Genomic DNA, 13,463 nt, shown 5'->3' with positions numbered 1-13,463 from the left:
CGACCCGGCGGCCCCCGCCCCCGTGGCGGCACCGGCGCCCGACGCGCCGCCCGACCGCGCGGCGGCCCCCGTGGCGCCCGCCGCCGACGGGCCGCCCGGCACGACATCGCAGGGCGGCGCCGGGCCCGAGATCGACGTGGTGCGGATCGCGCCGGACGGCTCGGGGCTGCTGGCGGGCTCGGCCGCGCCCGAGGCCGAGATCGAGCTGCTTCTGGACGGCGCGCCCATCGCCACCGCGCGGGCCGATGCGCGGGGGCAGTTCGCGGCGCTGCTCTCGATCGGGCCGGGCGACGCGCCGCGCGTGCTCAGCGCGCGCAGCATCGGCCCCGCCGGGTCGATGGAGGCGCCCCGCTTTGTCATAGTCGAGCCGCGCGAGGCCGCGCTGCCCGACATGGCCCCGGCCCCCGTGCCCACGGATGACGGCCCGGCCGCAAGCACCGCGCCCACGCCCACGCCCGCGGACCCGCCCGCCTCGGCCGCGCGGCCGCGGCTGCTCATGGCCGGAGAAGAGGGGCTGCGCGTGGTGCAGGGCTCGGCGCCCGATGCGCCGGGGGGGCTGGCGCTCGATACCATCGCCTATGACGAGACCGGCGGCGCGGTGCTGGGCGGGCGGGCCAGCGCCGGATCGACGGTGCGGATCTATCTCGACAACGACCCGCTGGACACCGTTCCGGCCGATTCCGGGGGGCATTGGCGGCTCGACCTGCCCGCGCTTCCCTCGCAGCTCTATACGCTGCGGGTCGACCAGATCGGCCCCGAGGGCGGTGTCACCGCCCGCACCGAAAGCCCGTTCCGCCCGGAGGCGCCCGAGGATGTGCGCCGCGTGCTGGCGCGGCTCGACGAGGCGGGCGAGAACGGGGCCGCCGCGCCGGCCCGCCGCCTGACGGTTCAGCCGGGGTTCACGCTTTGGGGCATTGCCGAGGCGAGCTATGGCGACGGCTTTCAATACGTGAAGGTGTTCGACGCCAATGCCGACCGGATCCGCGACCCCGACCTGATCTATCCCGGCCAGATCTTCGACCTGCCCGAGTGAGCCGCGCCGCATCGTGCCGCAGGGTCGGAGGCTGGCCAATCGCGCACCGGGCGGCTAGACCGCTGCGATGGCGGACCGCATGACAGGCAGGACGGTGGCGGGCGACGGCGGACAGCCCGAAGCCTCGGGGCTCGCCGTCATCGCGCGGGTCGCGCCCTATCTCTGGCCGCCGGGCGAGGGGTGGGTCAAGCGGCGCGTCGTGCTGGCCATGATCGCGCTGGTCGTCTCCAAGCTGATCGCCGTCATCGTGCCGTTCTTCTACAAGGCCGCGGTCGACGTGCTGGCCGGCGAGGGCACGCAGGCCGCGTGGATGCTGGGCGCGGGCGCCATCGGCCTGACCGTCGCCTATGGCGCGGCGCGGGCGATGAACGTGGGGTTCCAGCAGCTTCGCGACGTGATCTTCGCCGCCGTGGGGCAGCGTGCGCTGCGCGCGCTCGCGGTCGAGACCTTCGCCCATATCCACCGCCTGTCGCTGCGCTTTCACATGCAGCGAAAGACCGGCGGGCTCAGCCGCATCATGGAGCGCGGCGTGAAGGGGGTCGAGTTCCTGCTGCGGTTTCTGCTGTTCTCGATCGGGCCGCTGATGCTGGAGCTCGTCATGGTGGGCGTGGTGCTCGCCTGGCTTTTCGACTGGCGCTACCTGGCCGTCGTCGCCGTGACCATCGCGCTTTACGTGGGCTTTACCTTTTCGGTGACGGAATGGCGGGTGCGCATCCGCCGCGAGATGAACCGGCAGGATACCGATGCCAACCAGAAGGCCATCGATTCGCTGCTGAACTTCGAGACGGTCAAGTATTTCGGCGCCGAGGCGCGTGAAAGCGCCCGCTATGACGGGGCGATGACGCAATACGTGGCCGCCGCGCTCAAGACGTCCTATTCGCTCTCGGCGCTGAATTTCGGGCAATCGCTCATCATCACGACCGGGCTCGTCGCGGTCATGGTGATGGCCGCCGCGGGGGTGCAGGCGGGCGAACTGACCACGGGCGATTTCGTCATGGTCAACGCCTACATGATCCAGATCACCGTGCCGCTGAACTTTCTCGGCACGGTCTATCGCGAGATCCGCCAGAGCCTTGTCGACATGGGCCAGATGTTCGCCCTGCTCGAGGAACCGGCCGAGGTGCAGGACGCGCCCGATGCCCGCGCGCTGAAGGTGACGGGCGGCGAGGTCGTGTTCGACGACGTGCATTTCGGCTACGATGCCGAGCGGCCGATCCTCAAGGGGGTCAGCCTGACGGTCCCGCCGGGGCGCACGGTGGCGGTGGTCGGACCCTCGGGCGCCGGCAAATCGACGCTGGGGCGGCTCTTGTTCCGGTTCTACGACGTGGATGCGGGTGCGGTGCGCATCGACGGGCAGGATCTGCGGGCCGTGACGCAGGACAGCCTGCATGCGCGGATCGGGGTGGTGCCGCAGGACACGGTGCTTTTCAACGACACGATCCTCTACAACATCGCCTATGGCCGCCCCGAGGCCAGCCGCGCCGAGATCGAGGACGCCGCCCGCGCCGTCCGCATCCACGATTTCGTCGCCGCATTGCCGCAAGGCTACGATACGCAGGTCGGCGAGCGCGGGCTCAAGCTTTCGGGCGGCGAGAAGCAGCGCGTCGGCATCGCGCGCACGCTGCTCAAGGACCCGCCGATCCTGCTGCTCGACGAGGCGACGAGCGCGCTCGACACCGAAACCGAGGGCGCGATCCAGGAACAGCTTCGCGCCATGGGGCAGGGGCGCACGACGCTGGTGATCGCGCACAGGCTGTCCACCGTCGCCGATGCCGACGAGATCGTGGTGCTCGAGGACGGGTTGATCGCCGAGCGTGGTACCCATGCCGAGCTGCTGGCCCGCGGCGGGCGCTATGCCGCGCTCTGGAACCGGCAGGCCATGGAAGAGGCGGCCTGAGCGCGGCCGGCGCCGCGCCATGAGTATTTGCGGAAACAGAGAAGGCCGGGCGCGGCGCGGGGATCAGAGCCGGGCGAAGGCCTCGAGAAAGGCCGCGCCCGAGAACCGCGCCCGCGCGGTGGCCGCCGCCGCCCGCGCCATCGCCACGCGCGCGGCGGGCGTTGCCGTGAGAAGCCCGTCGAAGGCCGCGCGCAAGGCATCCGGCGTCTGCGCATCGACCAGCACCCCGTCGATCCCGCCCGTGATGTAGCGCGCGGCCCCGGCATCGCGCGCGACCAGCGGGATCGTGCCATGGGCCATCGCCTCGAGCGGGGCCATGCCGAGCGGCTCGTCCCGCGCGGCCAGCACGCAGATATCATGCGCGCGGTAGAGCGCGGGCATCTCGTGGAAGGGCTGAGGCGGCAGGACCGCGATCCGTGGATCGGCTGCGGCGCGGGCCTCGACCCGCGCAAGGTAGTCGCGCGAGGCGCCCGAGGCGTGCAGCCCGGTATCGCCCGCCAGCGTCAGGCGAAACGGCCGTCCCGTCGCCTGCAGCGCGTCGATCACCGCAAGGTGGTTCTTGCGCGGCTGGGCAATCTTGGCCACGCAGAGCACATGCGGCACCGCGCCCGGCACGCGCCCCGAGGCGTCGCCATCCACGGGCCAGGGCAGGAACCGCGCCCTCGGGTTTTCGACGCCGTTCGTGCCGGGCAGGGGTGTGACCCAGGTCGCGGGCTCGCCCCTGAGCCATCGGCGCAGCCGCTTGAGCCGCCCCAGCGACGCATCGGCGGGACGTAGCGCGTATTCGTAGGTCCGCGTCCGGCGCGGATCGAGGCCACGGCGCACGGCCCGCGTCAGCCCCGGCGTGCGGCGCAGCAGCGCGATCTCGGGGGCGAAGGCGTCGAGCGCGGCGCGCAGCTCGGCCCGGTCCGGCTTGGGGCCGAATATGCGAGGCGCGAGCCCGCGGCGATCCTCGATCCCGGTCTCGCCGCCCGCGAAGACCGCGACCTCGTGGCCCGCGTCGAGCAGGGTGCGGACGGCCCCGGCGAGGTTGGTGTGGAACCGCGGCACGACGAAGAGCACCCGCGCCACGGCGGCCGCGCCTATTCCGCCGCCTCGAGCCGGGGCGGGCGGGGCCGATCGCGGTCGGGGCCCGCGGGGGCGGGCAGGTCGGTATCCCACACGAATTCAGGGTTCCCGAGCTTGCGCGCGGCGCGGCCCAGCCGCAGGTCGGCGCCGACCTTGCGATTGGCCAGCGCCTGCAGCCCCAGCGCCCCGCGATAGGCGCCGCGCCCGATCCAGACCCGCAGCGCCAGTGCCGCCGGGGTAAAGACCAGCGTCAGCACCGTGGCGATCCCCAACCCAAAGACGACGGCCGTGGCGAGCTGTTTCCACCAGAGCGCGGTGGGGCTGTCGAGCGTCATGCCGCCATTGATGAAGTCGAGCGACAGGCCCAGCATCATCGGCGCGAGCCCCGCCATGGTCGTGACCGTGGTCAGCAGGACGGGGCGGATGCGGTCCTCGGCGGTGCGGATGATCGCCTCGATCCGGGGCATGAAACGGGCGTATTCCTGGTAGGTGTCGATCAGCACGATGTTGTTGTTCACCACGATCCCCGCCAGCGCGACGATCCCCGTGCCGGTCATGATGATCGAGAAGGGCTGGTTCATCACCAGCATCCCGATCAGGCAACCGGTCGTCGAGAGCACCACGGCGAGCAGCACGAGGACAGCGTTGTAGACGCTGTTGAACTGGGCCAGCAGGATGATGAACATGAGCCCAAGCGCGGCGGCGAAGGCCGATTGCAGGAAGGCCTGGCTTTCGGCCTGGTCGTCCTGGTCGCCGGTCCATTCCCAGGCCACGCCCGCGGGCAGCTCGACCCCTTGCAGCCATTGAGTCAGGGCCGCGATCCGTTCGTTGGGATTGACGGCCACGAGCTTTGCGCCCGCCTCGGCGCGCGCGGCGAGGTCGGCCGCGCTCGCCCCCTCGGCCAGCCAGTAGATGCCGTATTCCGCGCCCTTGATCTCGACCGGCGGCGCCGTGTCGCGCGCTGTCGGCGCCTCGGCGGGGCGCACGATGCCCAAGGGGGTGCCATCGGCCGCGTCGATGCGGAACAGGTCGGGCGCGACGGCGGCCTTGACGTCGTAGAACCGTTCCTGGTCGACGCGGTCGATCTGGCCCAGGCTCGCCTCGGGCGCGCGGGTGACGAAATTGGACAGCGGCACCAGCCCCGCGGGCGTGCGCACCTTGAGCGTGTCGAGCGTCGAAAGCACGCGGTCCTCGGGCGGGAAGCGCACGCGGATCTCGATCTCTTCATCCGAGCTGTCGACGCGCATCGTGTCGAGCAGCAGCCCGCGCGTGACGAGCTGGACCATGCCGCCGACCGTGGCCACGTCGACGCCATAGCGCCCGGCGGTCTCGACATCGACGTCGATGCGCCAGTCGATGCCGGGCAGGGGCAGCGTATCCTCGATATCGGCAAGGCCGGGGGTCGCGTCGAACCGGTCGCGCACCATCGCGGTCGCCTCGCGCAGCGGGCCCCAATCGTTGCCCTTCAGGCGGATATGCACCGGCTTGGACGAGGCCGGGCCGCCGGCGAGGTTGAGGATCTCGATCTGCATGCCGGGCAGGCGGCCGAGCCGGTCCTCGAGCCGCTCGAGCACCCGGTCGCCATCCAGCCGCGCCGGGTCGATGCCGGTGCGCGCGGCGAAATCGTCGCGGTCGTCCCAGGGGATCGTCTCGATCTGGATCTGGCCGATCGTGTCGAGCGGACCCTGCCCGCCGCCGGTATTGGCGTTGAGCCCGCCATCCCCGGCAAAGGCGAAAGCGTTGGACACCCCCTCGGTCGTCAGAACCACCTCTTCGGCCTGGCGCAGCAGCGCGTCCTTTTCGTCGAGCGACAGGTTCCCGCGGGCGCGGACGTAGATCAGCGCCTGCTCGGGCTCGGAATCGACGAAGAACTCGACCCCGTTATTGTTGGCCGCGAAATAGGTGAAGACCGACACGACCACCGCCGCGACCCCGCCCATCGCGACCAGCGGCATGACGGGGTTGCCCACGATCAGCTTGATAACCCAGCCAAAGGGCGTGCGGCCCCGCCCGGTGCGGATGCGGCGCGGCGCGCGGCGGAACGCGACCGAGTTGAGCGCGACCCCCATCAGCACGGCGCCGGCAAGAAACATCGCGGCGCCGGGCAGGGCGGCGATCATGCCGGCATCGGCGGGCAGCGGCAGCAGGTAGGCGGGGTTCAAGAGCTGCATCGCGCCGAGGAAGGTCAGATAGGCGAACCCCGCGGCGAGGGCCGCGCGCAGGATCCAGGGCAGCGTGGCGCGCAGCCAGCCCGCGGCGCCGTCGAAAAGGCGGCTGATGCGCCCGGCGACACCGCCCATGACCGGCAGGTAGATTAGCGCCACGACCAGCGACGCGGCCAGCACGAAGATCAGCGTGACGGGCAGCATCCCCATGAACTCGCCCGCGACGCCGGGCCAGAAGAGCATGGGCAGGAACGCGCATAGCGTCGTCCCGGTCGAGCTGACGATTGGCCAGAACATGCGCTTGGCCGCCTCGACGAAGGCGGTCATGGGGCCGGCGCCCTCGCTGATGCGGCGATCGGCATATTCGACCACGACGATGGCCCCGTCGACCAGCATCCCGACGGCGAGGATCAGCCCGAACATGACGATGTTCGAGATCGTGATGCCCATGACGCCCAGCAGGATGAAGGCCAGCAGGAACGAGGTCGGGATGGCAAAGCCCACAAGCAGCGCCGAGCGGATGCCCAGCGTCGCCAGCACCACGATCATGACGAGCGCGATGGCGGTCAGCACCGATCCCTCGAGCTGGCTGACCATGGAGGCCACCTGTCGCGACTGGTCGTTCGACGTGCCGACGCGGATCGTGTCGCGCAGCTCGGGCGGCCATTCGGCCTGGGCCGCCGCCAGCTCGGATTTCACCTCGGCCACGGTGTCGATCAGGTTGAAGCCCTTGCGCTTGACGACCTGGAGCGCGACGGTCGGCACCCCGTCGAACCGGGCGGTCCCGGTGCGATCCTCGAAGGTGAGGCGGATATCGGCAAGCTCGCCCAGCGTCACGACGCGGTCGCCGTTCACCGTCACGGGCAGGTCATAGACGTCCTGGCGGTCGTCGAAGCTCGACGGGATCTTGACCGAGAACGCGCCTTGGGCCGAGTCGACCTCGCCCGCGGCGATGAGCTGGTTGTTGTTCTGAACGACCTGGATCAGGTCGCCGGCGGTGACATTGTAGGCCTCGAGCCGGAGGGGCGAGATCACCACCTCGAGCATCTCGTCGCGATGCCCGGCAAGCGGCGCCTCGAGCACGGCATCCATCGATTCCAGCCGGTCCTGCAGATCCCTGGCCACGCGCAGCAGCGTGCGTTCGGGCAGGTCGCCGGTCAGGTTGACGATGATGATGGGAAATTCCGAGAAATTGATCTCGTTGATGGAATACTGGTCGGCGCCCTCGGGAAACTCGGCCTGGGCGCGGGTCATGGCGTCGCGCACGTCGGCCATGGTCTCGGTCTTGTTCCAGCCGAACTCGAACTCCATCGCGACGCCGGCATAGTTCTCGGCGGCGGTGGCGGTCATTTCCTTGAGCCCGTCGAGCTCGGAAAGCTCGGTCTCCATCGGCTTGACCAGCAGCGATTCCGCGTCGCTGGCCGAGATGCCTGGAAAGGGGACCGACACGAAGAGCGCGGGGATCTCGATATCGGGCTCGCCCTCTTTCGGAAGGCCCGAATAGGTCAGCCACCCCGCCGCGAGCGACAGCACGATGAAGGCCACGATCATGCGGGCATGGTTGCCCGCCCAGTCGACCATTCCGGTCATTCGACCTGCTCCCTCGGGGTGGGGTCAACGGGCACGCCGTCGATCACGTATTCCTGGCCCACGACGATGACCTGCACCGTTTGCGGCAGGCCCGCGACGAACACGCCCCGGGCGGTGTCGCGCACCAGCTCGACCGGCGCAAAGCGCGCCACGTCGACGCCGTCCTGTTCATCAACGATGCGCACGCCGAGCGTGCCGGCATCGTCGAGCGTCAGCGCCGATTGCGGCAGCAGATGCGCGGCCCTGCCGTCCGAGCGGATCGCGATCTCGGCGGTCTGGCCGTCGCGGATCGTCTGGTCGGCGTTCTCGACCGTGATCTCGGTGCGGAAGGTCCGTGTGTCGGGATCGGCCGAGCGGCTGAGAAAGCTGACCTTGCCCGTGGCGCTCGCCCCCGAGGCCAGCCGCGCCTGCGCGTCGGCGCCGACGCGCACCGCCTCGACCGCGGTTTCGGGCACGAAGCCCACCAGCAGGATCGGGTCGAGCTGGATCACCGTCGCGCAGAGCGATCCCGCCTGCATCAGCGATCCCAGTTCGGCAGTGTCCGATTCGAGCAGGCCGGCAAAGGGCGCCCGGATCGTCAGCCGCTCCATGTCCTTGCGGGCCGAGGCGACGGCGGCCTCGGCGCTGCGGATGCCCGCCTCGACCGATTCCAACCCGCCTTTCGCGGTCTCGACGGCGGCGCGGGCCAGTTCGACCTGCGCCTCGGAGGAGGCGACGCGGGTGGCCGAGGCGAACCCGTCCTCGGACAGGCGCGCGGCGGCGTTGAGGTTGATCTCGGCCTCGTTGAGCTGTGCCTCGGCCGACCGGACCTGCGCGCGCGATTGCGGCCGCGCGGCGCGCGCCTCGGCCAGCCGCGCCTCGGCCTCGGCGAGCGAGGCGTCGCGCGTGCCGGGGTCGAGCTCGCACAGAACGTCGCCGCGGGCGACCTCCGCGCCCTTGCGCAGCGGCTCGGAGATCACGCGCCCGCCGGTCTCGGCCGAAACCGCGACCTCGCGCATGGCCTGCGTGCGGCCGCGCAGGATCACGGCGCCGTCGATCTCTTGCGCGTCGGAAATCATCGTGACGACCCCGACGGCGTCGCGCGTGGCCACCGGGCTGTCGGCGGTCTCGGCGCCGATGGCGGCGGGCGCGGCGCCCGCCACGCGCAGCAGCGTCTCGCGCTCGAAGGTCAGCCCGTATAGCGACGCCGCCACAACGAGGGCTATGAGAATCGAGATCGGTCTCATGCGGAACTCACCTTGGGGAAGTACGGTCGCAAATAAGCCCGACCGCACCCGAATGGAAGGAATATAGCGGACCCGTGCGGCGCCGATGGGGCGCTTCGGTGGAACTTGGCGCGAATCGCGGGCATTTCACGCGATTTGCGCCCTTTGCATCCCTTTGTCGCACGGGCTAGAAGGGCGCGCAGCACAAAGGCAGGGCCCCCGCGCGTGAGCAACAGCGACTCGTTCATCCAGGAAGTCTCGGAAGAGGTCCGCCGCGACCGCCTGTTCGGGCTGATGCGCCGTTACGGCTGGATCGCGGTCACGGCCGTGCTGATCCTCGTCGGCGGGGCGGCCTGGGTCGAATGGACGCGCGCGACCGACCGCGCCGCGGCGCAGGCCTTCGGCGACGCGATCGCCGCCGCGCTCGAGGCCGACAACCCCGAGGATCGCCGCGCGGCGCTCGACGGAATCGAGGCGACGGGCGGGCAGCGCGCGCTGGTCGCGATGCTGGCGGCCGATACGCTGGCCACCCCCGAGGCGCGCGCCGCCGCGCGCGCGGATCTCGCCGCCATCGCCGACGATGCCGCGGTACCGCAGGTCTGGCGCGAGCTCGCGATGCTCAAGACGGCGATGCTGATGCAGGGCGACGCCGCCCCGCAAGAGGTCATAGACCTGCTCGAGCCGCTGACGATACCGGGCGCGCCGTTCCGCCTGCTGGCGATGGAACAGCAGGCGATCGCGCATGTCGCCGCGGGCGATACCGATGCCGCGCTCGCGCAACTGCAACGCATCGCGGGCGACGACGCCGCGACGCGGGACTTGCAAGGCCGGGTCCGGCAATTGATTGTGTCGCTGGGCGGCACGCTCGAAACGGCCTGAGCGCCGGGCGTTCGGGGGACTGATGACGGGAACGGGGGGCGGCCGGATGCCGAGGACGATACTCTTGCTGGGCACTGCGCTGGCCCTGCTGGCGGCCTGCGCCGAGCGTGAGACGATCCTGACCGGCGAACGCCTGTCGCTGCGCGACAGCGTCGCCACCGCCGAGGCGCTGGACGCGCCTGCGCCCGACCGCGCCGTGCCGATCAGCCTGCCCGCGCAGGTGGCGGTGCGCGATTGGACCCATGTCGCCGCCGGACCCGACCACGACCGCCCCCATGCCAGCCTCTCGCCCGCGCCGCGCCTGGCCTTTGCCGTGCCGATCGGGCAGGGCGACGGGCGCCGCCACCGCATCACCACCGACCCGGTGATCGCCGACGGACGCATCTTTACCGCCGACAGCCGCGCGCGCGTCATGGCCCATACGCTGAACGGCCAGCCGCTCTGGTCGGCCGAGATGGCCCCCACGGGCGAGCCGTCCGACGACAGCTCGGGCGCGGGGCTGGCGGTGTCGGGCAACCGCCTGTTCGTCTCGACGGCCTTCGGGCAGATCGTCGCGCTGGACGCGGCCACGGGGCGGCGGCTCTGGGCTCAGGATCTCGGCGCCGCGGCCGCGGGCGCGCCCACGGCCACCGCCGACACCGTCTTTGTCATCGGGCGCGACGCGACGGCCTGGGCGCTCGACCCAGCCAACGGGCGGGTGAAATGGACGGCGCAGGGCACGCCCAGCACCGAGACCGTTGGGGGCGGCGCGTCGCCCGCGGTGTCGGGCGACATGGTGGTGCTGCCCTTTGCCAGCCGCGAGTTGCGCGGCCTGCTGCGCGCGGGCGGCTCCGAACTCTGGAGCACGACGGTCGCGGGCACCCGCCTCGGCCGGGTCTATGCCGCCATCGGCGACATCACGGGCGACCCGGTCATCGTGGGCGACACGCTCTATGCCGGCTCGCCCTCGGGGCGGACGGACGCGTTCTCGCTGCGCTCGGGACGCCAGCTCTGGTCGGCGCGCGAGGGGGCGATGGGCCCGCCGGCCGTCGCGGGCGGATCGGTCTTTACCGTGTCCGACCAGAACGAGCTCGTGCGCATCGACGCCACCACCGGAGAGCGGATCTGGGCAGAGCCCTTGCCCTATTTCGTCCGCAACAACCTGCGCCGCCGCCGCGACATCTACGTGCATCACGGCCCGCTCCTGGCCGGCGGGCGGCTGTGGGTGGCGTCCTCGGACGGGCTGCTACGCGGGTTCTCGCCCGTCAGCGGCGCGCTCGAGGCGACGGTGGAACTGCCCGGCGGGGCCACCACGAACCCGGTCGTGGCGCAGGGAACCCTGTTCGTCGTCAACCGCGACGGCCAGCTTCTCGCTTTCCGCTGAGCCGCTGAGGGTGTAAGGGGCGCTGCTTGCCAAGGAACCCGCGCCCATGTCCTTTACCCTCGCCATCGTCGGTCGGCCCAATGTCGGCAAGTCCACCCTGTTCAACCGCCTCGTCGGGCGCCGCCTCGCGCTGGTCGACGACCAGCCCGGCGTCACCCGCGACCTGCGCGAGGGCGAGGCCAAGCTGGGCGATCTGCGGTTCACCGTGATCGACACCGCCGGTCTCGAAGAGGCGACCGACGACAGCCTTCAGGGGCGCATGCGCAAGTTGACCGAGCGCGCGGTGGGCCTGGCCGATATCTGTCTTTTCGTCATCGACGCGCGCGTGGGCGTCACCCCCGCCGACGAGGTTTTCGCCGAGATCCTGCGCCGCAAGGCACGCCATGTCATCCTCGCCGCCAACAAGGCCGAGGGCCGCGCGGGCGAAAGCGGCCTGCTCGAGGCGTTCTCGCTGGGTCTGGGCGAGCCCCTGGCGCTGTCGGCCGAGCATGGCGAGGGGATGCCCGAGCTCTACGCGATGCTGGCGCCGCTGGCCGAGGGTTTCGCCGAGGCCGCCGCCGCGGCCGAGGCGCCTGTGACCGATCTCGATGTCGACGAGGATGGCGAACTCGCGGATGGCGCCAGCATCGCGCCGACCGAGGCCAAGCCGATGCAAATCGCGGTGATCGGCCGGCCCAATGCCGGGAAATCGACGCTCATCAACAAGATCCTTGGCGAAGAGCGGCTCTTGACCGGTCCCGAGGCCGGGATCACCCGCGACGCGATTTCGGTCCGCCTGTCGTGGGAGGGCACGCCGGTGCGCATCTTTGACACGGCGGGAATGCGCAAGCGGGCCAAGATCTCGGACAAGATCGAAAAGCTCAGCGTCTCGGACGGGCTGCGCGCGGTGAAATTCGCCGAAGTGGTGGTGGTGCTGCTTGACGCGGCGATCCCCTTCGAACAGCAGGACCTGCGCATCGCCGATCTGGCCGAGCGCGAGGGGCGCGCGGTGGTGATCGCCGTGAACAAATGGGATGCCGAGCCCGAGAAAAGCGACAAGGTGCGCGCCCTGCGCGAGGCCTGCGAGCGGCTGCTGCCGCAACTGCGCGGCGTGCGGCTGGTGACGGTGTCGGCCAGGACGGGCAAGGGGCTCGACCGGCTGCACGAGGCGGTGCTGCTGGCCCATGACGTCTGGAACCGGCGCGTGCCCACGGCGCGGCTGAACCAGTGGCTCGCCACGATGATCGAGGCCCACCCGCCCCCCGCGCCGGGCGGTCGGCGCATCCGCCTGCGCTATATGACGCAGGCCAAGACGCGGCCGCCGGGGTTCGTGGTGATGTGCTCGAACCCCAAGGATCTGAACGAGAGCTATTCGCGCTATCTCGTGAACGGGCTGCGGCAGGATTTCGACATGCCGGGCACGCCGATCCGGCTGTGGATGCGGTCGCAAGCGGATCAGAACCCCTACAAGTCGCGAACGAAATCGACACCGTCGAGGCTGCGAAAGCACCTGAGATAAGGCGTCAGCCCGTCGCCACCGCCCGCCGGCGCAGCATGACCGCCGCCACCGCGGCGATGGCGGCCATGGCGGCGCCCGCGACGAGCCAGGGCCCCGCGGCGTTCTGGACCACGACGGCGATCAGCGCCCAGATCAGCGCCAGCGCATAGCCGGGCGAGGGGCGGCGCGCGAGCACCGGGAGGCCGATCACCGCCGCGAGGGCGATGGCGACCAGCGCCGCGGGCACCGCGCCGAGAATCCCCCAGCCCGCCAGCACCAGCCCGACCGACACCGACGCGGCCGCGGTCAGCCAGCCCGCATAGAGCCCCAGCGGCGTGTCGAGCAGCCAGGGATCGCCGCGCCCCGCGCGCAGCAGGGCCGCCACCGCGCCGGCCAGCATCACGAGGATCAGCGCCGCCGCCCAGAGGGGCGAGGCATTGGCCACCGGGATCCACACGGCACCCACGGCGAGGCTGACGGCCAGCGGCGCGCGTGTCGCCGCCCATCCGGGCGCCGCGCGGCGGGCCCAGGCGCCAAAGCCCGCATGAGCCAGGAGCCACAGGTAGATGATCCCCCAGATCGCGAAGGCATAGCCCGCGGGCTGCACCGGCGGATCGGTCTGGGGCACCGGAAAGGCATCGGGCGCAAACCCGCCGAAGCTGCTGGTAAAGGCGGGCGACAGCGCGAAGGCGAGCGCGAGAAGGACGATGAGATAGGCCATGAGGGGGGATGTGGAGCGGGGTCGGGGATTGGCGAGGGGGTAAGGGGTAACGTGACAGCTGGCGA

General features: G+C 71.2%; 9 protein-coding genes. 5 read left to right on the top strand and 4 right to left on the bottom strand.

What is annotated here, in order from left to right; translation table 11 throughout:
- Together E2L08_RS17035 and E2L08_RS12655 are read left to right on the top strand one after the other, a co-directional pair.
- A partial coding sequence (locus tag E2L08_RS17035) for a LysM peptidoglycan-binding domain-containing protein (RefSeq protein WP_168771144.1) occupies positions 1-1,033 on the top strand: 1,033 nt, incomplete at its 5' end.
- Between the two features lie 79 nt (positions 1,034-1,112).
- Positions 1,113-2,930 (top strand): ABCB family ABC transporter ATP-binding protein/permease, encoded by a 1,818-nt coding sequence (locus tag E2L08_RS12655; protein ID WP_133397460.1) that lies wholly within the window; start codon positions 1,113-1,115, stop codon positions 2,928-2,930.
- Between the two features lie 63 nt (positions 2,931-2,993).
- Here E2L08_RS12655 and E2L08_RS12650 read toward each other — a convergent pair whose 3' ends face one another.
- Genes E2L08_RS12650 through E2L08_RS12640 form a run of 3 tightly spaced genes read right to left on the bottom strand, consistent with a single transcriptional unit; the run spans position 2,994 to position 8,979 of the window.
- Positions 2,994-4,001: a glycosyltransferase family 4 protein gene (locus E2L08_RS12650; protein ID WP_168771143.1), complete on the bottom strand. Its 1,008-nt coding sequence runs from the start codon at positions 3,999-4,001 to the stop codon at positions 2,994-2,996.
- 11 nt (positions 4,002-4,012) lie between these two features.
- Positions 4,013-7,753 (bottom strand): efflux RND transporter permease subunit, encoded by a 3,741-nt coding sequence (locus E2L08_RS12645; RefSeq protein WP_133397458.1) that lies wholly within the window; start codon positions 7,751-7,753, stop codon positions 4,013-4,015.
- Positions 7,750-8,979, bottom strand: coding sequence for an efflux RND transporter periplasmic adaptor subunit (locus tag E2L08_RS12640; RefSeq protein WP_133397457.1), 1,230 nt, complete (start codon positions 8,977-8,979; stop codon positions 7,750-7,752). The genes E2L08_RS12645 and E2L08_RS12640 overlap by 4 nt, the downstream gene beginning before the upstream one ends.
- 204 nt (positions 8,980-9,183) lie before the next feature.
- On the opposite strand from E2L08_RS12640, the gene E2L08_RS12635 reads away from it, so the two are divergent.
- Genes E2L08_RS12635 through der form a run of 3 tightly spaced genes read left to right on the top strand, consistent with a single transcriptional unit; the run spans position 9,184 to position 12,698 of the window.
- Positions 9,184-9,837, top strand: a complete 654-nt coding sequence (locus E2L08_RS12635) for a hypothetical protein (RefSeq protein ID WP_133397456.1) — start codon at positions 9,184-9,186, stop codon at positions 9,835-9,837.
- Between the two features lie 46 nt (positions 9,838-9,883).
- The gene (locus tag E2L08_RS12630; RefSeq protein WP_133397463.1) at positions 9,884-11,200 is read left to right on the top strand and encodes an outer membrane protein assembly factor BamB family protein; all 1,317 of its coding nucleotides are present in this window, start codon (positions 9,884-9,886) and stop codon (positions 11,198-11,200) included.
- A gap of 46 nt (positions 11,201-11,246) precedes the next feature.
- Positions 11,247-12,698 (top strand): ribosome biogenesis GTPase Der, encoded by a 1,452-nt coding sequence (gene der / locus E2L08_RS12625; RefSeq protein WP_133397455.1) that lies wholly within the window; start codon positions 11,247-11,249, stop codon positions 12,696-12,698.
- 4 nt (positions 12,699-12,702) lie between these two features.
- On the opposite strand, the gene E2L08_RS12620 is transcribed toward der, so the two are convergent.
- On the bottom strand, positions 12,703-13,398 hold the full coding sequence (locus E2L08_RS12620) for a TspO-related membrane protein (protein ID WP_133397454.1): 696 nt from the start codon (positions 13,396-13,398) through the stop codon (positions 12,703-12,705).
- Between the last annotated feature and the right edge of the window lie 65 nt (positions 13,399-13,463).

The sequence above is a fragment of the Palleronia sediminis genome (assembly GCF_004358695.1).
Taxonomy (GTDB): domain Bacteria; phylum Pseudomonadota; class Alphaproteobacteria; order Rhodobacterales; family Rhodobacteraceae; genus Palleronia; species Palleronia sediminis.
This window is presented reverse-complemented; position numbering and strand designations above follow the sequence as displayed.